Origin of the sequence: Neobacillus sp. OS1-32, from assembly GCF_030915425.1 — a bacterium.
Lineage (GTDB): Bacteria > Bacillota > Bacilli > Bacillales > Cytobacillaceae > Neobacillus > Neobacillus paridis.
In genome coordinates, this window is sequence record NZ_CP133263.1 from 935,788 (window position 1) to 960,482 (window position 24,695).

The following is a 24,695-nucleotide window of genomic DNA, read 5'->3' on the forward strand; positions in this document are numbered from 1 at the left end:
TTCATTTAAAGGTTTACTACATCCTGATTAGAAAAAAGTCTTTCCAATTTTCCATCTTCATTTGTATCAAAAAGGCTTAAAAATGTTTCGGCTATCTGCGGATCAAATTGGATTCCTATATTTTCGCGAATCTCATTAAGCGCATAATCTAATTCGAGTTTATCCCGATAAACACGGTTGGAAGTCATCGCATCAAAGGCATCTGCTACGGCAACAATCCGCGCCACAAACGGAATTTCACTACCTCTTAAACCCAATGGATAACCACTTCCATCATATCTTTCATGATGGTACAAGACAATGTCTAAAACCCCATCTTCATGAAACCTGTCGACATTCTTAATCATATCGTAGCCAATCATCGGATGAGTTTTAATAACCTGATACTCCTCATCTGTCAATTTTCCAGGCTTGTTTAAAATCGTTTCTTGAATCCCGATTTTACCAATATCGTGTAATAATCCGCCAATATAAATCGTTGTGCACATTTCTTTTGACAACTTCATCTGCTTGGCGATCATAAGCGCATACTTTGCGACATTTTCGGAATGATGCATCGTATAGGAATCTCTCGAATCCAAAGCGTTCGAAAGAACCATGGTCAATTCTATTTCATTTTGCTCGACTTTTTGAGTGATTTTTCTTAACCCAACTGAGATGGAGACAATTAAAAGATATGTGAATAATTGAATAAAAAAGGAACCAATATCAATATTTTCAGCTGGTAGAAAAGCCCTGCAGAGAACAGTAAAAACAGTAAGTAAAAAAATCACCCATGCAGGCCGGTCATAAAATCCAATTCCTAAAAAAATCACGGTAATAACAAATAAAATAAAAGTATTACTGTGATTTTCCGCAACCAAACAATATAGGATACTGAGCATTAATAAGAGGAAATATCCGTAACGGAAATATGTATGATGGTTTAACCATTTATAAAATGTCTTAACTACCGTTCGTTTATACAATTGTTTTATTCTATCCAAAACTTTTCTCACTACTTAGACATCCTTCCGCTAAACACCTGAATTTAGGAAAGCTATATCTATAGTAGCATATCGAATCATGTCGATATATGACGAATTTTTAAAAAATATCTTACTTTCAATTTAAATAGATACCTAACTAAATTTTTTTCTATTTTCCTGGAAAAGGACGTGCCGAATTATTTGGAATATTGCATAATAAAAGAAAAGGTATATTTGAATTGGCCTTTGTTTACTGGCACAATGATTACTGAAAGGGTGGATGGCTAATCTTTGCAAATTTCATTTTTACCATTATATTTATCATCGGAATCTATTATTTATTACGGAATCTATTGCTTTTATCATCGGCAGCAACTGCCTCGAAAGATGCGCTGTATCCGAAAACGGAAGAAGAGTTTGCCGGTATTATCATTCCAAATGAATGGAAGCCAATGGAACCACTGACCAAAAGTTCAAAATCCTATCGACTTGTCAAATGGGGCACAGTTGTCATCCTTTGCGTACTAGCTGTTCTTTTGGTGTTAGTTGTCATGACTGATTGGCTGGGAGAATCATTTTTCACCTTGGCCTATATTTTTTTCATTCTTATTAATTCTGTTCGACATAGCGGCAATCTATTTATTTTACCAAAGGGAATCATCCTTAATGGTAAATTGGTTTTTTATCATCAAATCAAAGATTGTGAGACTGAACAAATTATTCGCTGGCATCCATTGTACGGCCTTGATGACAAAGTGAACAACGCCTATAAATTAACATTCAGGCTGAAAAGAACCCTTTTCCAGCCACAATTCATTGTAGTACAAACAGCTGCCCAACTGGAGCAAATTATCACTTTGCTGAACCAGAGAGGAGTTCGTTGTTATAAACAGTTGCCTGATCAAAAGGAGCGGGCACCGTATGTTTAAAAAAAGAGTACCAGGCAACCGAACCGATAAAAGAGTTGCCGGGTACTCTTTTCATCTTTCTACGATTATTCTTTTAAAGAGCAAACCTTAAAGAGCGGTCATTATACTTAAATCTCTAAGAATAGTTTTATCTAATACCTTTAAACCCTTATTTTGATAATGTCATAAAAATGAGAAAAATGATAGAAAAATAATCCTATCTGAGGAGATGAATCCTTGGAATTATAGGTTTGGATTATTTTGAAGAATAAGTAATTGGCTTAAAGCAAAGAAATCTATTCCATTTAACCAGTGGTGAACAACCTTCACCGCTATTTTTATGAAAAAAAACGAAATTAACAATTTTTTTTAAAATTATTTAAACAAATCTTGTAAATATTCTTTTAATTCGTAATATAGTGTGTTATTATTACTTCATTACAGTAATACTAAAATTATTTTCAGTAATACTAAAATTTTATTACTATACTTCAAAGGAGTTTCATATGGATGAAATTTATAAAAAAATCAAGGAACTGCGCCTATTAAGGGGTTACACCTTAAAGGAGCTAAGTGAAAAAACGGATCTATCGATTAGTTTTTTATCGCAAGTAGAAAGAGGGACGACTTCCTTAGCGATTACCTCCCTGAAAAAAATTGCGGATGCTTTAAATGTTAAAATTACTGAATTTTTCGAAGAAGAAAAGACACAGGAAGATTATTTAGTAAAAGCTGATCAACAAAAACCATTTAAATTAACTGGTTCAGATTTTCTTTACTCAAGATTGAATGGAGAATTTGCAGGAAGAATGCTTGAACCGCTATTAGTAAACATTCCCCCCAATCAAAAGCAAACGCAAAAATACGGTCATCCAGGGGAAGAATTTTACTTTGTGTTGAAAGGAAATGTTATTTTCTACATTGATGGTAAGGAATATGTCGTACGTGAAGGTGACTCAATTCATTTTCCATCCACGTGTCCACATTCACTGGAAAATCCTTTTAATGAAGAAACAATCCTTTTGTCAGTTTTGACTCCAGTTATTTTTTAACTGAAGTTTTCAAAATATCAAGCTTTATAGAAAGGTGGAGTATACATGCGTGTAGCAACAGACATTGGTGGAACATTCACTGATTTAGTGTATGTCAATGAAAATGGAGAAATTGGCGTGGCGAAGAGCCATACAACGCCTCCAAATTTTGAAAAGGGTGTCATTGATGTCATTGAAAAAAGTGGAATTGATCAAACAGCTATCCAAACATTTATTCATGGAACAACGGTTATTATCAATGCCTTGACGGAAAGGAAAGGAGTTAAGACCGGTTTGATTACCACGAAAGGTTTCCGTGATGTCCTGGAAATTGCCCGTGGGAACCGTCCTGACTTATTTAATGTTCGCTATCAAAAGCCGGTGCCATTTGTTGAGCGTTATTTAAGACAGGAAGTTGAAGAACGTCTTAACTATAAAGGTGAGGTACTCACGCTGTTGAATAAAGAGCAAGTAAAAGAGGTTATCGCTTATTTCCAAAAAGAAGAAGTGGAAGCTATCGCGATTTCCTATTTGCACTCCTATGTAAATCCTGTTCATGAAATTGAAACAAAAGAGTTGATTCATGAGCTTTGGCCAGAAGTGGCGGTTACTGCTTCGCATGAAGTTACGAAAGAATGGCGGGAATATGAGCGGACAAGTACAGCGGTGTTTAACTCTTATGTAAAACCAATTGCCGCATCTTATGTAGACCGTTTGCATGCAAAACTATTGGAAAATCATACAGACAGCCAAAATTATATTATGCAGTCAAACGGCGGAACGACAACATTTAATAGCGCTAAGCAAACACCGATTAATATGGTAGAATCGGGTCCAGTCGCTGGAATTTATGGTGCGGCGGTACTTGGAGAGATTATTGGTGAAGAAAATATTATTGCTTTTGACATCGGTGGAACTACTGCGAAGTGTTCTCTAATCAATAAAGGAGAAGTAAAGGTTTCAACTGACTATTTTATTGAAAAAAATGAGCGAAATGCTGGCTATCCCATTAAAGTGCCGGTGGTTGACATTGTAGAAATTGGCAATGGTGGCGGTTCGATCGCCTGGATAGATAGGGCTGGTTCCTTAAAGGTAGGACCACAATCAGCAGGTGCACTTCCAGGACCAGTTGCCTATGGACAAGGTGGGACTGAACCAACAACGACTGATGCCAACTTAGTTACAGGACGACTTTCCACTGAGAATTTTGATTACCAAGTGGACTTGGAAAAAGTTAAGTCTGCGATTAAAGAAAAGGTTGCTGATCATTTTGATTTGTCAGTTGAAGATGCAGCGTTGGGAATTATTCGCATCGCTAATTCTAATATGTTAAATGCCTTGAAGCTTATTTCTGTCCGTAAAGGACATAATCCACGTGAATTTTCGTTAGTTGCCTTTGGTGGCGGCGGTTCGATGCATGCGACCGCACTTGCGAAAGATTTAGGTGTGAAAAAAGTCATTGTTCCGGTCGCATCTTCAGTATTCTCCGCTTGGGGAATGTTGATGACCGATTTGCGCCATGATTATATCCAGACATATATTAGAAGGTTAAATCAGGTGGACTTGACTGAACTGAATAATGAATGGCATTCCCTTGAATCCCAGGCACTTATGCAATTTAAGGAGGAAGGTCTTGAGAAAAGTAGGGTATTGTTCACCAGGTTTGCAGATATTCGTTATCTTGGACAAGAACATACCGTAAAGGTTCCGGTTCCAAATGGAGATTGGACTTCAGAAACGATTTCAGGAGTGGTAGAGCGTTTCGGCAATCTTCATGAGCAGAATTATACATTTAAGTTGGAGGGAACCCCGACAGAAATTGTCAGCTTGCATTTAACGGCCTTTGGGAAGGTTGTAAAACCATCGATAAAGAAATTGGAGTTCAGCGGTAAGGCTGAAGATGCTTTAAAAGAAACACGCCCTGTTTATTTTGAAGAACAAGGCTGGATGGATACAAAGGTTTATCATCGTCATTTGCTTGGTAAGGATTGTAAGGTTTCTGGACCAGCAATTGTCGAAGAAACTTCTGCTTCAACAGTCCTTTATCCTGGTCAGACGTTATCTGTTGATGAATATGGAAATCTTATCATTGACACGGGGGTGGAGTGAAATGACACAAAATGTCAAACCAAAAGTTGATCCATTTACATTGGAGATTGTTAAAGATTCATTGATTGCTATCGGTGATGAAATGTTTATTGCCTTGGCAAAAACTTCAATGAGCCCAATTATTTATGAAGTTCTTGACTATGCCAGCGGCCTTACTGATGCGAAAGGCCAGTTATTAACACAGGGGAATGGTGTGACAGGATTTATTGGCATGCTGTCCGATATGGTGAAACAAACGCTGAAAAAATTTGGTGACGGTAAGTTAAAACCAGGCGATATCATTATTATTAATGATTCTTATGGCGGTGGGGGCTCCCATTTATCTGACGTTGGACTTGTATTGCCAATATTCTATAAAGGTGAACTGGTTGCTTTTTCGGCCAATAAAGCACATTGGACAGAAGTTGGCGGTAAAGACCCGGGATCCTACAGTAACGATGCAACGGAAATATTCCAGGAGGGTTTGCAATTCCCTTGTGTAAAACTGTTTAATGAAGGACAAATTAATCAGGCAATTGTTGACATTATTGAAGCAAATGTACGTTTCCCTGATTTGTCTCTGGGAGATATGTGGGCGCAGGTCGCTGCCTTAAGAACGGGTGAAAAACGAGTCATTGAATTATGTGACAAACATGGGAAAGATATCGTTCTTTCGTCAATTGATTACTTGTTGGATCACGGTGAGGAGCTTGCCAGACAAGAACTTCGCAAGCTTCCGAAAGGGACATATGAGACAGAAGGATTTATTGATGATGATGGTTTCGGAAATGGACCTTTCAAAGTAAAAGTTAAAGTGACCATCACAGATGAAAAATTTATTGCCGACTTTCGTGGAAGCCATCCACAAGTACCAGGACCGATTAATTGTTCCTATACTGCACTTGTATCAGCGGTCCGTGCGATATTCTTAGCAATTACCAACCCATCACAGGATGCTAATGATGGCGTATTCCGTCTTTTGGAAGTTATAACCGATGAAGGGTCTGTACTATCGGCTAAACGACCGGCTCCAGTATCAATTTATTGGGAAAGTATGCAAGCTGGTGCCGATTTAATATGGAAGGCACTTGCCCCTGTTGTACCACATCGTTTGTCAGCTGGTCATTTATTATCCGTCTGCTCGGTTGTTTTATCAGGTGTTCATCCTGATACAAAAGAGCCATTCCTGATTGTTGAGCCATCTGTTGGAGGATGGGGGGCTGCTGAAGGTCAGGATGGCGCAAGAGGACAGTTCTGTATTGGCGATGGTGAAACTTACAACGTACCAGTAGAGGTAGCAGAAACTAGATACGGCGTATTGGTCGATGAGTACAGTCTTCACACAGATGGTGCTGGTGCTGGCGAATATATCGGCGGTGCGGGGGTTGTACGCTCATATAGAGCATTGACGGATAATCAATCGGCTTCGATCACATTTGGCCGCCATAAATTTGTTCCATGGGGGATCAATGGAGGAAAAGACGGATCAGCAAATAAATTTTATGTGGAAAAGGTTAATGGAGAAGTAGATGGACCTTACGGAATTTATCCAAGATATCCATTAAATACCGGTGATGTTATAAAGCTCGTTACTGCAACCGGTGGTGGTTATGGCAATCCATTTAACCGCCCTGTGGAAAAAGTGGCGAAGGACGTAAAAAACGGTTATATTTCGATTGAACAGGCGCATGACGATTACGGTGTCATTGTGAACCCGGAAATGTTTACTGTTGAGGGCGTAACCTCAAAAAGACATCAGGGGGGAGAATAAAGTGGAAGTTTTGAACATTGAAAGTTTACCAGAAGATGTGAACGCTACCGTACCGTTAAAAACCGTTTTTTCACAGGCGTCTCTTTCGGGAAATTTAGCGATGGGCACCGTCACCATTCCACCAGGAAAAAGAGTTCCTCTCAAAGGAGTATCCAAACATGAGGAAAATGAATATTCCATCATCGTGAAGGGCTCGATTGTAACGGAGGTAAACGGAAAAGTTTATCGGGCATCAAGCGGAGAAGCTACTTTTATTCCAGCAGGAGAGGAACATATTGCCTATAATGACAGTAATGAAGACTGCAAAATTATCTGGGTATTAGTTGGATAATTAATTCCCCAAAAAAAGCCTTGCTAGGCAAGGCTTTTTTACTAAAGGGAATTTACGGAATATTGGTAATCATCAGTCAATAAGTTATATTAGAAAATATTAAAAGGAGTTGAATTTGAATGGAAGATGTTTCATTAAGAAAAGGAGGAAAGGATGAGGCTCTTGCGGCTGTTCCATTAAATCAACGGCAACATTGGATCTCACCTGCGATCATTTTTGGCGGTTTGGAATTTACAATACCTGTATTAATGGTTGGTGCGTCTTTAACCGCCAGTTTTGGTTTAGGAAAGTTATTATGGATATTGATTATCGCTTTATTCGTTTTTCAATGGATTGGAAATACACTTGCTGGATATATTGGTGCAAAAACAGGTCGCTCTTCTTCCGTTATTGCTAGAACAAGCTTCGGTTCAACACAGGCGAGATTTATTGTTGGACTCACAATCTTTATTGTTTCAATGGGTTGGTGGGCATTACAAACAGCCGTAGCAGGAAATGCGATTGCTGCCATGTTTGGAATTGATTATAAAACTGAATGGGTTTCGTGGGCCATTGTTACGGTTATTGCCGGACTTCTGTTCGCTTTACCTTCGATCATCGGATATTCTTCCATGAAATGGACCGATTATTTAGCGGTACCTGCTGGTCTTTTATTAATAGCCGGCGGAATCTTCTATGCATTAAAAAATACCGGCTGGGACAAAATTATGTCTTGGAACCCGGAGCCGCAAATGACCTTCCTTGCAGCAATTAGCCTAGTAATTGGAATCAATGTTTCTCAGTGGGTTATTGCATCTGATTATACCCGGTATGCCAAGCCTACTGTAAAAGATAATATTCTTATACCTTTGGGGATTGTTGCTGTGGGTTTTCCACTATTTTATGTAGGAGCGATTATGTCCATTGGTGTTGGCGATGCTGATATTGTTAATGTCATGATGAATCTTGGTTTTCCTGTTTGGGGATTCTTGATTTTGTGGCTTGCTACATGGACAAGCCAATTAGTAAACAACTATAGTATGGGACTGGCACTTGCCAATATGTTAAATGTCAACTCAAACAGGGGCCGTGCGCTGCTAACACTAGCTGGAACACTGGTATCAATTGTTATTGCTCTGGCAGGAATCCTTGATTATTTTATGGATTTCCTTTATATGACGGCATTAATTTATCCGGCCATCGGCGGTGTCATCATGGCTGATTTCTTCTTTATCCGCAAGCAAAAATGGGTTGATCATAAAGGTTGGAATTGGATGGCGACCATTTCTTTAGTGGTAGGAACATTATTAGGATATTACACCCAATATGTGAATCCAATCGGATTACCTGCCGTTCAATCAATTATCGCCTCCGCAATTGTCTATTTTGCTGCCATGAAGATAAAAGCAAAAGTCGCACCTGATCGGTTTACGGAAATAATAGATGAGCATGAATCAAAGCAAACAGAAGAGGAAAATGCAGTTTAGATATAGAAAAAAGTGATGAATAGGCCTCATCACTTTTTTTATGAATGCGGTTTGAATTACCACGAGGAACGTCCTAAGAATCTGGGTGGGTCCTTAATATTATTCGCAACAAACTGGGATATGACAAGCAGCTGGAACAATCGCAAAGACCTTGAAATTTAACAAAGATTACTTGTTTAGATAAAGGAGTTGCCCGGTACTCTTTTCATTTATCTTGACCTATTTACATACTCCTGGACCGTCTCGGCAGTCACGATTTTTCGTTCAGGAACAATGCGTAGAGGAATACTATTCATCTTCCTCGTTACCTCATTAATCTTATCGGTTGAAAAAGATTTGCCTTGTTTACAGAGTGATATGGCTTCTTCAATATACTTTTCACGCAATTCATCCAGCTGCAAAAATGATTGATAGTCTTGATTTTGCTTTTGCGCATGGCGAATTAAATCTTTATGGACGCTCATTATTTCCTCCTGCAGTCATTAAATTTATCATTATCATATCATGTTTTTTATACGATATTAGCGGGTTTTATAGATTTATTAGCGAATTTAATGGTTTTATTAGCGAATTTGAGTCATTTATTAGCGGAATGAAGGGTTTTATTAGCGATTCATTAAGAAGTATAGCGAGTTGCGAAAGTAAAGAATTCCTGACCTTTTGAAGAGTTTGTCTAGTGAACAAACACGTGGATTCGCTTGGTGGAAAGTTACGATCAAAATAGATTATAATCTAACTGAGGAAAATCCATCCAATAGCACATGAAAAAAACTGCAATCAGTGGGTTTTTCCATATTCCCGCTGATTTTTTATTTTGGAGGGTTGAAATTTGGACGTTATTCAAAAGGCGATCAATTTTGCTGCCATCGCTCACAGGGACCAAAAGCGGAAAGCGACAGAAATCCCTTATATTACACATCCATTTGCGGTAGGAATGCTTCTTCAAAAAGCAAATTGTTCTGTTGACGTTATTGCTGCCGGCATTTTACATGATACGTTGGAAGATACAAAAACAACTTTTACAGAGTTGGAAGAACATTTCGGCAGGAGGATTGCCAATTTGGTGTGTGCCGCGTCAGAACCTGACAAGAGCCTTCCCTGGCATGAAAGAAAGCAACATACGATTGATAGGCTAAAGGCAGCAAATTTGGAGGAAATCCAGGTCATTACAGCTGATAAATTGCATAACCTACAATCTATTCATGATGATTTGAAGCTTGTTGGTGATCAAGTCTGGGCGCGGTTTAAACAGGGAAAGGAGCAACAGCATTGGTATTATGCCAGTATCGTGAAGGAGCTAAACCCCAGAAAAAATGAATTTACCCTTATTGGAGAATTAGAGAAAGAAGTCAGGAATGTGTTTGAATCATGAACTTATTAGCAAATAACCAATAAACCATCAAAGTGGAAACTAGAGGTGTTTAAGATGAATAGCAACTTAGAAACTTGTACCGACCTAATTAAAAATGCTCAAAACATTGTTGTACTGACAGGTGCCGGAATTAGCACTGAGTCTGGTATTAAGGATTTTCGCTCAGAAACAGGTATTTATTCGATGGCACCTGAATATTTGCTCTCGCTCAATTATTTTTTTCGCCATCCTGCAGAGTTCTATCAGTTTGCCATCGAAAACCTTTATTACCCTGACGTCAAACCAAATCTGGGGCATGAAATATTAACAAAATGGGAGAAGCAGGGGAAAGTTCGCCAGATTATTACCCAAAACATAGATGGCCTCCATCAAAAAGCTGGCAGTCAAAACGTGATTGAGTTTCATGGAACGATCAAGGATGCAGCCTGTTTGCATTGTGGGGAAGTTTATTCCACGGAAGCAATGGTTAACCGGATGGAGGAAATGCAAGACTTTTACATTTGTGATCATTGTAAAACAAAGAGGGTACAAGAACGTTATATTAAACCGAATGTTGTCTTATATGGGGATGCTGGTGAGTGGTTTACAGCCGAGGGGTTTGAAACAATTATCCAACTTATCGAGCAGGCGGATTGTCTATTGGTATTGGGTACGAGTTTAAAGGTAACTCCTTTTTCAACCTTTCCACAATACAGAAGGCGTGGGGTCCCGTTGGTCATTATTAATAAAGGAGATACTCCCTATGATAACGCTGCTGGGGCCTTTGTTATCCATGATTCAATTGGAAAAACATTGAATAAAATTGATAAAGCATTATCTGGACTATAGAACGGTTGAATTTTAAAAAGGGCTTTAGGCCCTTTTTAAGTGCGTTTTTTTCGATGAGATCTAAAACGAAAAATGGAAAACTGTTTCTCACCAAGAAACAAAAAAATCGGCCTATCACTTATTGGTCGTTATTCCTTAAAAAGTTTTGAAAAACTGTACAGTTTTGTACTAAAATAATTTAATAGAATTGTTGCCAGAGTTTGGAGGAACGGTTTATGGCTGAAATTAAATCAGTAAAAATAGATGGGGAGAGTATCCACTTTTTTAACAGTGCCATTTATATTTATGAATCTAGCGAGGGAAACTCGTTACAAATCGATTTAATTATAACGGAAGTAGCATTAAAAAAGTATCAAGATCTTGACAATTTGATTGTTGAAATAGAATTAGACGACGGCAGAATGATAAACTCGATTATGCATGTGAACTGTGTAGCAGGCAGCCTGCCGCAGCTAAATTTATATACTGAACTTGATGATATTCAGGAATATAAAAATTTTTCGATAATCAACGAAAACGACCCGGAGTTTCCAAATATTAAAAAAGGTATTACATTGGAAGAAATTCGAAAGGTAGAAATGCCTAATGAAGACATTAAATTAAAACTAAATCTGCCAATTGACCAAGTGGAATGGCTGGTAAAACAAAAAAAGGCCGTATTAAACGAATTATTTAAAGAATTTATCTATGATTATTGGAAAAAGCAGAGGCTGCAGAAATAAGAGGGGGTTTCGGGAAAATCCACCCTACGATTAAATTTAACCAATCCCCCCCAATAAAGAGACCGTCTAATTATGGTATGTAGACGGATTTTGAATCGTAATCAAGCGCTTTCATTATTCGCTTAAGAAATAATTCCTTTCCTAAATAATTCTCCAACCGCATGTGCCCGATTTTTTGCCCCAAGTTTTTTAATCGCTGATTTTACGTATTGATTAATCGTTAATTCACTTATCGCCATTTGGTCAGCCATTTCTTTTGTACTTTCTCCTGTTGCTATTCTTTTCATTACTTCCAATTCCCTCCGGCTTAAAAACTGTATCTCGTCATCATTATTACCGGCAATCACCTTTCCAACCAATTTTCCATAAAGGGTAAAAGCCGATAGCAACTGATCGTCCATGATTGTACCTAGTTTAAATTCTGAACTACATATATAGCCAAATACAAACGAGTGATAGAAGATGGGAACAACTAACAGGGAATTATTTTTTGAAGAAATTGTATATTTATTACTCATTTGTTTGAGATATTCTGATCCGGTGCAATATTTTGCTTTTCTTTCACGAATCGCTGAAAAAATAATGGGGATTGAACGAATATCATCACGAATTTCCCCTATATGTACACCACCAGTTGAATTAAGGAAAATGATTCCTTCTGCAAGGTAGCCTAGAGGAGAGTATCTTAGTAAGTAGGAATCCAGGACAGGGAAGAGTTCCATGTAAATTTCTAAAATTTTCACAAGCTGTTCCTCATGACTTATAGGAGACTCTAGCCTTTGAATAGATTGTAAAATGGTATCATATAAGACCATAAAACATCCCCTTTTTTAAGGATAGTATACTCAAAAATTACGGAATATTCAAATATTTCTAAAAGAGTTATCCTTAAACTAGCAACATGTTATTTGCAGTCAAGGAAGGAATTGGTAAGGAGTTTGCAGATTACGATCATTTAAAGTTAGGGAGGTAGGTAAAAGTGGCAACAAATCAAGAGAATAGCTTTGATGCAGTCGTTTTAGGAGCTGGCTTTTCCGGGTTATACATGCTTTATCGTTTACGGGAAGCGGGCTTCTCCACCCGTGTGTATGAAGCTGGAGATGGGGTAGGGGGCGTTTGGTATTGGAACCGTTATCCCGGAGCACGTTGCGACATCGAAAGTATTTATTATAACTATACCTTCTCGAAAGAGCTTTACCAAGAATGGACTTGGACATCAAAATATCCGGCACAGGATGAAATTCTCCGTTATCTTAATTATGTTGCCGAAAAATTTGCTCTCCGCCGGGACATACAGTTTAATACTCGAATCACTGCAGCACATTTTGATGAAGCAAACAATCGTTGGACCTTACAACTAGATGATTGCACAAATGTGACAGCAAAGTATTTTATTTCGGGAGTGGGATGTCTTTCAGCAGCTAATCTACCTAATTTTAAGGGCCTGAATCGTTTTAAAGGCCAGTGGTATCATACCGGCAAATGGCCCAAGGAAAAGGTTGATTTTACCGGGAAGCGGGTTGGCGTCATTGGCACCGGTTCCAGCGGCGTTCAGGCAATACCGGTTATTGCGAAAGAAGCGAACCACTTAACTGTTTTTCAACGAACTCCTCAATATACGATTCCTGCAAGAAACTACCGCTACGACCCAGAGTTTATCAAACAAACGAAAGAAGACTTCGAAGAGGTTAAAAGACTCATGCGTGAATCCTCAACTGGCAGTGGCCTCTTGATTCGAAATGTTTCAGCACTGTCAGATCCGCCGGAAAAACGCCAGCAAGTTTATGAGAAGGCTTGGGCGGAAGGAGGATTTGCTTTAACCTCTGCCTATTACGATCTTTTTATCAATGAAGAAGCGAATAAAACCGCAGCTGATTTTATCCGTTCAAAAATAAAGGAAATTGTTCATAATCCGGAAGTTGCCGAAAAGCTATTGCCAGACTATTATTTTGGTACAAAACGCCCCATTTTGGATACTGATTATTATGAGACTTATAACAGAGAGAATGTTACTTTAGTTGATGTCAAGAAAGAACCCATTGTCGAAATTACCTCAAACGGAATTCGAACAAAGGAATCAGAATATAAACTGGATATCCTTGTTTTTGCTACCGGGTATGACGGGATGACAGGTCCATTATTTAAAATCGATATTCGCGGCAAGGATGGGGTAAAACTGAAGGAAAAATGGGAAGAAGGTTCGAAGGTACGAACTTATCTAGGTCTAGCGACTGAAGGTTTTCCCAACTTTTTTATGATTACGGGTCCAGAGAGTCCTTCTGTTCTAGTAAACATGCCTTCGGCGATCGAGCAGCATGTTGAATGGATTGCCGATTGTTTGCAGTTTTTGCGGGAGCATGAAGTGGAAACAATTGAGCCTACATTAGAGGCAGAAGAAGCATGGAGCAAACATTGTCGTGAGGTAGCGGAAATGACGCTTTATGTGAAAACCGATTCTTGGTACACCGGGGCAAATATTGCCGGTAAACCGCGTAGTTTCCTCATTTATTTAGGAGGCTTTGACAATTACAAACATAAATGTAATGAAGTTGCAGCTGCAGGGTATGATGGGTTTACATTGTCGCCGATAAAAGCTTTACATTAACAATATTTCAAATAACTACAATTCTCTAATCAAATTAAGTGAACCCCATAAGTCGGACTCAGAAGACCAGCGTTACCTGAAGAGATTGCAAACGTTGTTTGTTTTCTCGCTTCACCCGAAGCCAGTTATATGAATGGTTCAATTGTTACAATCGATGGTGGATTAACAGCTTAACAAAAAAACCGCGTTTAAATAATTATAAACGCATACATCATTGGAATAGTTTTTCATGAAAAGAATAGATTTTAATAATAAATGGACAAAGGAGAATTGATCATGAGAAATAGAATTGATCCTGAATTAGTAGAGACACTTGATTTATTCCCGCCGCTAGATTTGGATAATGTCGAGGCCACAAGAGCGGCAATGGCAGCAATTTCACAATCTATGGAAATACCAGTCGACGAGTCTGTTACCATTACAAACAGAATGGTACCTGGACCAAAGGATGCTCCGGAAGTGAGGGTACGAATCTATGAACCAAAGGAGAACAATGCTGTCCTCCCTGGTCTGTTGTGGATTCATGGCGGTGGTTATGTCCTTGGCGCCCCTGAAGGTGATGATGTCTTATGTCAACGGTTTGTGACGGAGGCCAATTGCGTAGTAGTATCGGTTGATTATCGCCTCGCGCCGGAACATCCATATCCTGCCGGATTAGAGGATTGCTATGCTGCGTTGAAATGGTTTGCTGAACAGGCGTCTGAATTAGGAGTTGATGCAGCAAGGATAGGGATAGCGGGGGCAAGTGCTGGCGGCGGATTAACCGCAGCATTAGCTTTGCTTGCCAGAGATCGAAAAGGCCCGGAATTATGTTTCCAAATGCCATTATATCCGATGATCGATGATCGAAATAATACACCATCTAGCCTCGAAATAACTGGGAATATGATTTGGAATCATGATTTAAACGAAAAAGGATGGACAATGTATTTAAATGGTGAAAACGGTAAGGACTCGGTTCCCCAGTATGCGGCACCATCTCGTGCCACTGATTTAACAGGCCTGCCATATACGTATACTTGTGTGGGACAATTAGATCCATTCCGTGATGAAACACTGGATTATGTAACACGCCTTTGCCGTGCCGGCGTCGACGTTGAATTCCATTTGTATCCGGGGTGCTTTCACGGATTTGAAGGTGTTGTCCCAACCGCTGCTGTCAGTCAAAGAGCACTGACCGAGTATATCGGGGCGGTAAAATATGTACTTAACCGTAATGTACTTGTAAGAAAAGGACAGTAATCTTCTATGTCGCTTATCGATGCCGTCAAGCAGTTAATGAATATATAGAAAAATTCCTTTCCAAAAAACGATAATAGCTGGCCAGTTTAATGGCTGGCTTATTTTTTTGCTCTTAAAAATTCCATTCAAAGAAAAACGAAAGCGATTCCTTTATGATAAGAATCGCTTTTTCACAAATCGATAAGTTTAATGCATCAATTTCATGCAAATAATGAATTGGATGTTATAAAAAGAGTTGGAGTAAGATAAGAAAGTGTCAAAAATATTTTAGCGAGGTAAATCGATGGAGTGGCATCAAATCCAATATTTTCAAACGGTGGCAGCCACCGAGCATATTACAAAGGCAGCGGAGATGCTTTCGATATCCCAACCAGCATTGAGCAGAGCGATCTCGAAGCTGGAAGAAGAGTTGGGAGTCAAGCTGTTTGACAGAAACGGCCGAAACATTACCTTAAATCAGTTTGGAAAACGATTCCTTTATCGTGTGGAGCGGGCCATCCGGGAAATGGAGCTGGGGAAACAGGAAATTCAAGATCTGATTCATCCTGAGCATGGAACCATTTCATTAGCGTTTTTACATTCACTTGGGATTAGTTTTATTCCGGAAATTTTAAGTTTATTTTTACGTCAATTCCCCAAAGTGAAATTTAACCTGAGCGAAGCAGGAGCTGGCCAACTCTATGAACAATTGCTTTCAGGTGAAACGGATATTGCTCTGGTTTCACATGTGGAAGACTACAAGGAATTTTTTCGCGAAACTTTATGGGAGGAAGAATTATTTCTGGCTGTTTCTGTCCACCACCCGTTAGCAGAAACCGAGGAGGTGAATTTACTCACCATAAAAAACGAACCGTTTATCGCCTTTAAGAATGGGGCCGGACTTCGGAGCATTACCGATCAACTTTGTAAACGTGCAGGATTCTCACCATTAATCGCCTTTGAGGGGGAAGAGATTGGTACGGTGGCCGGATTAGTGGAAGCAAATTTAGGTGTTTCAATCATCCCCAATTCCAAGTTGTTGGACCGCAATAAAATCAAATTGCTTCGAGTTAAAAAGCCGGTATGCAGCAGGCAAATTTGTCTAACCTGGATACAAGGGAAATATTTATCACCTGTTACAAAGAAATTTATTGATTTTGTACGGAACTTGTCAGTTGATCTGCATCGATAATTGCAATGCATGGTTTTGTGAAATAGCAGTAATTTTAGGGAATTCTTTTAAAGGACTTGAATATTTATGCAAAAGTTATGGACTAAAGATTTTGTGATTGTATCATTGGAAAATTTCTTCGCTTATTTTACTTACTATACGTTGATCTCAACGATTACCGTCTTTGCCATTGATCAATTTCATACTTCCACAAGTATGGCCGGATTATCGGCAGGAATTTTTATTCTTGGTGCGGTGTTCGGAAGACTGTTTACCGGAAGTTGGATTGATCGTATTGGATGGAAAAAGATGCTATATATTGGCTTTGCTTGCTTCTTAATCACGACGTTTTTATACTTTTTTATTTCCAACTTGCCATTATTAATTGTTCTTCGAATTTTGCATGGCGCCGCCTTTGGTGTCTGTTCAACATCGACAGGAACTATTGTCGCTAGTATTATCCCGACATCACGGCGCGGTGAAGGGACGGGCTATTATGCCTTAAGTACGACACTTGCCTCTGCAGTAGGTCCATTTCTAGGAATGTATCTTGTGCATCATGCCAGTTTTCAAGTTAATTTAATTCTTTGTACTTTCATCGTCATGATAGGATTTTTAGGAGTCATGATCTTAAAAGTTCCTAAAGTAGAAAAACCTATTGCTGATGTAGGGAATAAAAGAAAATTTAACATCAGTGATTATGTCGAACCAGCGGCCGTCCCGATTTCGATTATCAGCGCCTTTATCGGCTTTGGGTATTACAGTGTTTTGTCTTTTTTGACTTCATATTCTCAAGAAATTAACCTTGTGGAAGCGGGTAGTTTCTTCTTTATTACCTATTCGGCAGCGATTTTAGTTTCGCGACCAGTGATCGGCAGATGGTTTGATAAGACGGGAGGAAATATCGTGATGTATACCACATTTTTCCTATTTGCATTTGGACTGTTTCTATTAAGTCAGGCACATAACGGATTTGTGCTGCTGCTTGCTGGCGCTTTTGTCGGGTTGGGGTACGGGAACTTTTTGTCAAGCGCCCAGGCATTGTCCATTAAGGTTTCACCCAAACATCGGATGGGCTTGGCAACGTCCACGTTTTTTATGTTTACTGATGGAGGGGCCGGGATTAGTCCTTTTGTATTAGGAATGTTCATTCAAACAATTGGTTTCCGGGAAATGTATTTAGTCATGGCCTTCTTCGTTTTGGCCTGTTCGCTTTTATATTTTTTGATGCTGGGAAAGAGAAAAAGTTATGTACTTGAAAAAAGCTATCGTTAAGATTTTGCAACGATGACACGCCATAATAGGTGTGTCTCGCCCCGATCCATACGAAAAAAATTTATTTCTTAGTTTTTCATAAAAAAATAGTGAAAACCAAACATTCATCATGATATTTTAGTATAATAGTTGTCAGATAGGATGACGGGCGACATTTCATTTTATCTAATCACAAATTGTTTGGAGTATGGGTCATGCGTAAAAGAAATATTATCATCAGCAGTGTTATTGCAATTATTATTATCGGGACGGGCATCCTTTACTATCATCAGGCAACCCGGTTTAATGCCAACATTAAAATCAATGACACCAAGGTCGGCGGGCTGACTGCTGAACAAGCATTGAAAAAGCTCAAAGGAACAGTCTTGAAAAACGAAGTTTATGTTGGACAGAAAAAAATATTTAATGGTAAAGATTCCAAGATGGGCTTTACCAAAAATGATCTGACAAGTGTGGAAAAAATATTAAAGAAACAGCAGACGTTTTTTCCATCTTCAAGGGAAAAAAATTATTTGCTGGTTCCAAAGAAACAGGATCAGTATCGTAGCACTACGATGAAGAAGGAAGTAAAAGCAAAGCTGCTTTCTTTGAACAAGAGCTTAAAAGCTCCGGTAGATGCCGAGGCCCATTTAGAGCAGGGCAACATGACAGTCTCAAAGAGTAAAAATGGAACAAAATGGGATGTTGCCAAGCTGTTAAAGGATTATCAACGGCATAAATACAGCAGTGAAATTCATTTGAAACCTGTATACATACAGCCGGTCAGAGAAAATAGTCAGATTGTCAAACAAGAAAAGAAACTGCTGCAAAAACTGCTCCAGCAAACGATCGCTTATCAACTGCAAAATAAGGTATATTCATTAAAAGCCAGCGAACTAATTAAAAATGCTTCAGTTTCCAAAAACATGAAATATACCATTGACACCACTGAGCTTAACGCTAAGATTGCTGAAATCAATAAATCCCAATCCACCCTGGGTAAGGATTATACCTTTAAAACTCACTCGGGATCGTTAATCAAGGTAAAAGGAGAAACCTTCGGCTGGGCAATTGATGTCGATAAAGAAACGGAAATGCTGAAAAAAGCCTTCGAAAAGGGGAAAAGGTCGGTTGAAGCGGAACATATTTATGGAATCGGCTGGACTACCCGCGGCACTGGCTATAATACGACCACTAATTATGGAATCGGCGATACGTATGCTGAAGTATCGATCAAGGAACAGCGAATTTGGATTTATAAAAATGGTAAGCTGCAAGTAACATCTAATGTTGTCACTGGACGGCATAATACCCATGAAGATACACCACCAGGAGTCTGGTATATCATGTACAAAGAATCGCCGTCGATCCTTGAAGGAAGCGAAGTAGGCAATTTAAATTATTCCGTTAAAGTAAAGTTTTGGGCGCAATTTACCAATGGCGGCGTCGGCTTTCATGATGCCAGCTGGCGCTCAAACTGGGCAAGCAATGCCTACTTGGAACATGGCTCGGGCGGCTGTGTTAATACTCCGCTAAATGTAATGGAATCGGTTTATGCCAGTCTGATTCAATATGAACCGGTAGTTGTTTATTAAACTGATTATTTACGATAACTTGCTGTAATCCACCTTTTTTGGGTGGATTTTTGCCTTTTTTGGCTGTTTTCGTGTAAAATAATAAATTGGTGATAATTAAAACTTAAAATAGATAGCATGGAGGAAATGCGGTGGCCTACATATTAAAAAAGAATTTTAAAATGTTCTCATTAAATTCAAATCGACAACTAGCTGAGGAAATGGCCAAGCTTTTAGGTTGTGAGCTTGGGAAATGTTCTGTTAATCAATTTAGTGATGGAGAAATCCAGATCAACATTGAAGAAAGCGTTCGCGGCAGCGAGGTCTTTGTGATCCAATCTGCATCTGAACCAACGAATACACATATTATGGAGCTATTGATCATGATTGATGCTTTGAAAAGAGCATCGGCTAAAATGATTAATGTGGTTATGCCTTACTACAGCTATGCCCGGCAGGACCGAAAAGCACGATCCCGGGAACCGATAACAGCCCGATTAATCGCTGATCTGTTAGAAAAGACGGGGGCCACCAGAGTACTGACAATAGATTTTCACGCTCCCCAGGCGCAAGGATTTTTTGACATACCGGTGGATCACCTGACAGGCATTCCGATTCTTTCAGCTTATTTCGTCAAAAAGGCGTTGGACGATGTGGTCATTGTTGCACCGCATAATGGTGGTGTGGTCAGGGCAAGAAAAATGGCAAGTTGGTTAAACGCTCCGATTGCTTTAATTGACAGGCGGCGCCCGGAACATGATGTTTCGGAAATCATGAACATTGTCGGAAATATTGAAGGTAAAAATGCCATTATTATCGATGATTTAGTGGACACCGCCAAAACGATTACTACCGGTGCTAATGCTTTGCTTGAGAATGGGGCAAAAGCAGTTTATGCCTGCGGTACCCATCCTGTGCTATCTGGTGAGGCGGTCAGCCGCATCGAGTCTTCGGCGCTTAAGGAATTAGTGGTGACGAACACCATTGAGCTGCCAGAAGAAAAGCGCATTTCGAAAATTACTTCTTTGTCGATTGCCCCGCTGCTTGTAGAGGCGATTGAACGAATTCACAATGAAAAAGCGGTAAGTCCGTTATTTGAATAGGATTTCGTTACATTCAAGAAAACGCACGGCAGAAAGAACCTGTCGTGCGTTTTGCTATCGACGGGTAAACCAAATCCGTTGTATCTCCGAATAAACCCTCTTTAATAGGGAAAAGTACAGTCATATAATACTTTTCCAGCGCTGTTAGGGGGAGAATCGTTTGGAAGAAACAAAAGAGACAGACCGAAAAAGGGCCTTATTTAGAATTATCTGTATCGTGATGGTTGCGATACTTTTTGTTCCACTCCTTTATTCAGGAATTTATCTCAGCGCATTTTGGGATCCCTACAGTCGTTTTGACAAAGTGCCGGTTGCTTTTGTTAACCAGGATCAACCAGTTGTTCGCGATGGAAAGACCTATCATTTGGGCCGGGAAATTCAAGAAAGCCTCGAAGACAATAAAAGCATCGGCTGGCATTTTGTATCGTATGATGAAGCCAAACGGGGAATCAGAGGAACGACTTATTATGCGATGATTGTCATTCCTGCAGATTTTTCCAAAAAGATTGCCGAATCGAAAAAGGGAAAACTGGAACGGTCAACAATTATTTACGAAGGGAATAAAGGAAAAAACTATGTGTTCGCGCAAGTGTCCCAGAGGGCGGCGGAGAATATAAAAGAGAAAATTACCGGGACGATTCAGAAGGAAGCAGTGAAGGCGCTGGCAAAGGGTTTGTACGATGTGAAAGATTCTTTAAAGGTTGCCAGTGATGGAGCCCATGACCTGCGAAATGGAACGAAACAGCTGGCAGCTGGTTCTTCCCAGCTAGCCGCAGGAATTCATAATGCCGCAAACGGCTCACAAAAGCTGCAAGATGGGTTAGAAAAGGTGGCAGCCGGGCAAACAAAGCTCTCTACCGGGCTGAATACAATAGTCGGTGGCCTGGCACAGTTTAAGAGGGGGATAACGCAAAGTGCAAGTGATATCTCTGTCCTAACGGAGGGTGCAAATACGGTTTCAAACGAATTGCAGCAGTTGACCACCGTAATAGAACAAGCTAATCTTTCGCAAGGAGATCTTATTAGCCAATTAAAGGAGGCGCTCAGCCAGACTTCCGCCCTTTTAGAAAAAACGGACGATCCTGCCAGTATTGCCCGCGCAAAAGAAATCGTTACTCAGCTCAACACTACCTTGAATGGCAAAAATCCGGAAAAAAGATTAACAACTTCGGCCACCGGTGCCGAAGATTTAGTCAGCTTCCTTAAGAAGCTAAAAAGAGGTGCCGATAAGGTTGCAGAGGGAACAAAAGCACTAGAAAATGCAGCTCAAGGAGTGAATCAGCTGCTTGACGGAGCTAAAAAGCTGCAATCTGGAAGTCATGATTTGCAAAAGGGCTTAAATACAGCAGCGAATAAAACAGCGGAGTTGACGACAGGATTAACGAAATTAGAGACTGGAGCCAACCAGCTTAATGCCGGAATCGATTCCGCTAATCAAGGAGCCGGAAACTTGCAAGCCGGGCTAAAAGCCGGCTACGAAAAAATGAATGATCATCTGACCTTTACCGTCGAAGGGATTTCCGACTATGTAAAAAATCCATTGGCGATCAAAGATAAAACGATTAATAAAGTAAAGTACTATGGTGAGGGACTCGCTCCATATTTTATTTCCTTGTCATTATGGCTGGGGGCGATGTTAATGAACTTGGTTTTGTCGCTTATCAAACTGACAGATGTTATGGAAACTAAATTTCTTAAGACGTATTTAAGAACTTTTATCTCGGGTTCGATTTTAGTGATGGTCCAAGCTTTGATTTTATCGCTGGTCCTTGTTTTTGGCATAGGAATTGATACGGTTAATCAGCCTTTATTTTTTCTAGAGAATATGTTCATCTCGGTGGTCTTCTTTTCCATCATGTATGGGCTGGCGTATGCAATTGGGCTCATTGGGACGCCGATTGTGTTTATCCTATTCATTCTTCAGCTGGCATCTTCCGGAGGAACCTTTCCAATTGAAACGGCACCGAAATTCTTTCGTGTCCTCTCCCCCTTCTTCCCAATGACCTACACCGTAGAAGGGCTCAGAATGATTACAAGCGGGGTCAACGCGTCAAGGTTAATGACCATTATCATCATCCTTGCTGTATTCTTGCTGATCTTTTTAATTGGCGGATATATTTTAAATCGCGCATTCAAGGGACTAAGAACCATTAAAGCCGAATTGGATTAAACTGGGTTTTTATGCCTGACTTATCGTCAGCTCCCTTTGAAAGCGTTTTTTATGAAAATCCTTTGTAGAAAAAGGATTTTCTTTTTTTTAGCGAATATTGAAATTTTAATCAAACACTTTCATGAAAACCATCGCAGGTATGTTTTAGATATTTTAGAGCTGGTTTGGAGGGAAATGATGAGCAGCCGATTGATGGAGTTTCAGGAGCAGGTTCAGGAAATTGCCGCAGCGATTTCCGCCGCCTTGAAACTGGATACGGAAATTGTCGATGAAACGATGACGGTAGTTGCTGGCACGGGGCAAATCAAAAAACGGATTAATCAAAAGGAGGAAAATGGCTTTAAAGAGGCTGGTTTTTTATATGGCAGAGTGCTGACGACCAATCGCCCATTTATTATTGAAGATGCACGAAATGACCCACATTACGACCCTTCTGTGTTAACAAGTGAAACAGAAGAAATTGCCGAAATATGCAGTCCGATTCGCTATCAAGGAAAAGCCATTGGCGTAATTGGACTGCTTGCTTTTACCGTGGAGCAGCAAAAACAATTGATCGAGAATAAATATTATATGCTTGAGTTTTTAGGGCAAATGGAAAAATTACTAGCTGGAAAAATTGCCGAACAGGAAGCTATTAAAAAATTGCAGTTGACCACCAAACAACTCAACACGATTATTGAATCGATTCACGAAGGGATCATCGCAATTGATGAAGTTGGCAACATTAATCAAGTGAATCCGACAGCTGAAGCATTACTGGGGCAAACGAGAAAGACACTGATTGGCCGCCATTTGTCGGATATTTTACCCGGGTCGCCGATGCTAGAGGTACTGACCACTGGAATAGAATATAAAGAGAAGGAGGAGAGATACGAAATTAATGGAGTTCAAACCGACTTTTTGGTATCCACCTCGCCCATTAGGGGAGACCAACGGATTATCGGCGCAGTTGCTTCCTTTCGAAAAAGCGCCGATGTTCACAAACTCGCCTATTCGATGACGAGCCTGCAACGCATCTCTTCTATGGGAGAAGTAATTGGCGATAGTGGCCCGTTAAAGAAGGTAAAAGAACATGCTTTAAAGGTTTGCAACAGCAAATCAACGATTCTGATCACTGGGGAAACCGGTACGGGAAAAGGTTTACTGGCAATGGCCATCCATAATGCCGGCAATCGCCGGGAAGGCCCTTTTATTACGATCAACTGCGGCGCGATTCCGGAATCGTTATTAGAGAGTGAATTATTTGGTTATGATAGCGGAGCATTCACCGGGGCAAGCCGCCAAGGGAAAATAGGAAAATTTGAGCTGGCGGACAAGGGAACGATCTTTCTTGATGAGATCGGTGATTTGCCGCTGCATTTACAAATAAAACTGCTGCACGTTCTGCAGCATAAAGAGATTGAGCGGATCGGCGGGACAAAAGCGATTCCGATTAATGTCCGCGTCATTGCAGCTACCAATAAAAACCTCGAACAAATGGTTTCGGAAGGGGAGTTTCGAGCCGATTTATACTTTCGACTGAACGTCATCCCGATGACGATGCCATCGTTAAGAGAAAGAGCCGAGGATATTCCCATACTAATGGAGCATTTTTTAAAAAAACATTTAAAAATTGCTAACAAATATGTCGAACAGTTTGAGGAGGAAACGGTAGCTCTTTTACGGGAATATCCTTGGCCGGGAAATATCAGAGAATTGGAAAACGCCGTCGAATATGCGGTTAATATGGAGAGTACCACAAGAATTACACCGGCTAGTCTTCCCCGGAGGATCCTCAATTGGAAAAAAACAAATCGGCCTTCCAGCCAGCTAAGCCTGAAAAAACGAATTCAAATCGAGGAAAAAAGAATATTGTCACAATTACTTGGAAAATACGGGACGAGTGTGAGTGGCAAAAAATTGCTGGCTCAGGAATTAGACATAAGTTTAGCCACTCTTTACCGAAAACTGGAGGAATATGAGCTTCTCAAATATGAGAAAAGTTTCTAATATTTGAGAAATGGAGATCAGGTACAGCTTCATAACGACAAACTATAAATACTGAAAGAGTAAATCTTTAAAACTTCTCAGTTTTGAGAAATGTCATTAAGCAATAGCTTGCTATTATAGCAC

Annotated in this window: 20 protein-coding genes and 1 pseudogene; 18 read left to right on the top strand and 3 right to left on the bottom strand. The window is 39.8% G+C overall.

Annotated elements, in window-relative coordinates:
* Nucleotides 1-5 precede the first annotated feature (5 nt).
* Complete coding sequence (locus tag RCG24_RS04865; protein WP_308078445.1) at nucleotides 6-998, bottom strand: HD-GYP domain-containing protein; 993 nt, start codon at nucleotides 996-998, stop codon at nucleotides 6-8.
* Nucleotides 999-1,321: 323 nt separating this feature from the next.
* Between RCG24_RS04865 and RCG24_RS04870 the strand changes: the two genes are divergently transcribed.
* From RCG24_RS04870 to RCG24_RS04895, 6 genes are all read left to right on the top strand, one after another.
* Nucleotides 1,322-1,897, top strand: a complete 576-nt coding sequence (locus RCG24_RS04870; RefSeq protein ID WP_308078446.1) for a hypothetical protein — start codon at nucleotides 1,322-1,324, stop codon at nucleotides 1,895-1,897.
* Between the two features lie 485 nt (nucleotides 1,898-2,382).
* Nucleotides 2,383-2,928 carry a helix-turn-helix domain-containing protein gene (locus RCG24_RS04875; RefSeq protein WP_308079115.1) on the top strand — a complete coding sequence of 182 codons (546 nt, stop codon included), beginning with the start codon at nucleotides 2,383-2,385 and terminating at the stop codon, nucleotides 2,926-2,928.
* 45 nt (nucleotides 2,929-2,973) lie between these two features.
* The gene (locus tag RCG24_RS04880) at nucleotides 2,974-5,016 is read left to right on the top strand and encodes a hydantoinase/oxoprolinase family protein (RefSeq protein WP_308078447.1); all 2,043 of its coding nucleotides are present in this window, start codon (nucleotides 2,974-2,976) and stop codon (nucleotides 5,014-5,016) included.
* A gap of 1 nt (nucleotide 5,017) precedes the next feature.
* Nucleotides 5,018-6,766, top strand: coding sequence for a hydantoinase B/oxoprolinase family protein (locus RCG24_RS04885; RefSeq protein ID WP_308078448.1), 1,749 nt, complete (start codon nucleotides 5,018-5,020; stop codon nucleotides 6,764-6,766).
* A 1-nt stretch (nucleotide 6,767) separates the two neighbouring features.
* Nucleotides 6,768-7,097: a cupin domain-containing protein gene (locus tag RCG24_RS04890; RefSeq protein WP_308078449.1), complete on the top strand. Its 330-nt coding sequence runs from the start codon at nucleotides 6,768-6,770 to the stop codon at nucleotides 7,095-7,097.
* 119 nt (nucleotides 7,098-7,216) lie between these two features.
* Nucleotides 7,217-8,563 (top strand): purine-cytosine permease family protein, encoded by a 1,347-nt coding sequence (locus tag RCG24_RS04895; RefSeq protein WP_308078450.1) that lies wholly within the window; start codon nucleotides 7,217-7,219, stop codon nucleotides 8,561-8,563.
* Nucleotides 8,564-8,772: 209 nt separating this feature from the next.
* Here RCG24_RS04895 and RCG24_RS04900 read toward each other — a convergent pair whose 3' ends face one another.
* Nucleotides 8,773-9,027 (bottom strand): DUF2533 family protein, encoded by a 255-nt coding sequence (locus tag RCG24_RS04900; protein ID WP_308078451.1) that lies wholly within the window; start codon nucleotides 9,025-9,027, stop codon nucleotides 8,773-8,775.
* 365 nt (nucleotides 9,028-9,392) lie between these two features.
* Between RCG24_RS04900 and RCG24_RS04905 the strand changes: the two genes are divergently transcribed.
* The 3 genes from RCG24_RS04905 to RCG24_RS04915 all read left to right on the top strand — a co-directional run bounded on the left by RCG24_RS04905 (nucleotide 9,393) and on the right by RCG24_RS04915 (nucleotide 11,485).
* Nucleotides 9,393-9,935, top strand: a complete 543-nt coding sequence (locus RCG24_RS04905; RefSeq protein WP_308078452.1) for an HD domain-containing protein — start codon at nucleotides 9,393-9,395, stop codon at nucleotides 9,933-9,935.
* A gap of 54 nt (nucleotides 9,936-9,989) precedes the next feature.
* Entirely contained in the window at nucleotides 9,990-10,763 is a 774-nt protein-coding gene (locus RCG24_RS04910; protein WP_308078453.1) for an NAD-dependent protein deacylase, read from the top strand.
* A gap of 215 nt (nucleotides 10,764-10,978) precedes the next feature.
* Nucleotides 10,979-11,485, top strand: coding sequence for a hypothetical protein (locus RCG24_RS04915; RefSeq protein ID WP_308078454.1), 507 nt, complete (start codon nucleotides 10,979-10,981; stop codon nucleotides 11,483-11,485).
* 122 nt (nucleotides 11,486-11,607) lie between these two features.
* Here RCG24_RS04915 and RCG24_RS04920 read toward each other — a convergent pair whose 3' ends face one another.
* Nucleotides 11,608-12,300, bottom strand: a complete 693-nt coding sequence (locus RCG24_RS04920; RefSeq protein ID WP_308078455.1) for a response regulator transcription factor — start codon at nucleotides 12,298-12,300, stop codon at nucleotides 11,608-11,610.
* A 164-nt stretch (nucleotides 12,301-12,464) separates the two neighbouring features.
* Here RCG24_RS04920 and RCG24_RS04925 point away from each other — a divergent pair, with 164 nt between their 5' ends.
* From RCG24_RS04925 to RCG24_RS04965, 9 genes and pseudogenes are all read left to right on the top strand, one after another.
* Complete coding sequence (locus RCG24_RS04925; RefSeq protein WP_308078456.1) at nucleotides 12,465-14,090, top strand: flavin-containing monooxygenase; 1,626 nt, start codon at nucleotides 12,465-12,467, stop codon at nucleotides 14,088-14,090.
* 57 nt (nucleotides 14,091-14,147) lie between these two features.
* Nucleotides 14,148-14,264, top strand: a pseudogene (locus RCG24_RS04930) (SDR family oxidoreductase); the annotation flags it as partial.
* A 102-nt stretch (nucleotides 14,265-14,366) separates the two neighbouring features.
* Nucleotides 14,367-15,332, top strand: a complete 966-nt coding sequence (locus RCG24_RS04935) for an alpha/beta hydrolase (RefSeq protein WP_308078457.1) — start codon at nucleotides 14,367-14,369, stop codon at nucleotides 15,330-15,332.
* 283 nt (nucleotides 15,333-15,615) lie between these two features.
* Nucleotides 15,616-16,503, top strand: a complete 888-nt coding sequence (locus RCG24_RS04940; protein ID WP_308078458.1) for a LysR family transcriptional regulator — start codon at nucleotides 15,616-15,618, stop codon at nucleotides 16,501-16,503.
* A gap of 66 nt (nucleotides 16,504-16,569) precedes the next feature.
* Nucleotides 16,570-17,757 carry an MFS transporter gene (locus tag RCG24_RS04945; RefSeq protein ID WP_308078459.1) on the top strand — a complete coding sequence of 396 codons (1,188 nt, stop codon included), beginning with the start codon at nucleotides 16,570-16,572 and terminating at the stop codon, nucleotides 17,755-17,757.
* A gap of 194 nt (nucleotides 17,758-17,951) precedes the next feature.
* Nucleotides 17,952-19,331 carry a L,D-transpeptidase family protein gene (locus RCG24_RS04950; protein WP_308078460.1) on the top strand — a complete coding sequence of 460 codons (1,380 nt, stop codon included), beginning with the start codon at nucleotides 17,952-17,954 and terminating at the stop codon, nucleotides 19,329-19,331.
* A gap of 131 nt (nucleotides 19,332-19,462) precedes the next feature.
* Nucleotides 19,463-20,413 (top strand): ribose-phosphate diphosphokinase, encoded by a 951-nt coding sequence (locus RCG24_RS04955; protein ID WP_308078461.1) that lies wholly within the window; start codon nucleotides 19,463-19,465, stop codon nucleotides 20,411-20,413.
* Between the two features lie 160 nt (nucleotides 20,414-20,573).
* Complete coding sequence (locus tag RCG24_RS04960) at nucleotides 20,574-22,583, top strand: YhgE/Pip family protein (protein WP_308078462.1); 2,010 nt, start codon at nucleotides 20,574-20,576, stop codon at nucleotides 22,581-22,583.
* Between the two features lie 174 nt (nucleotides 22,584-22,757).
* Nucleotides 22,758-24,572, top strand: a complete 1,815-nt coding sequence (locus tag RCG24_RS04965) for a sigma 54-interacting transcriptional regulator (RefSeq protein WP_308078463.1) — start codon at nucleotides 22,758-22,760, stop codon at nucleotides 24,570-24,572.
* Nucleotides 24,573-24,695 lie beyond the last annotated feature (123 nt).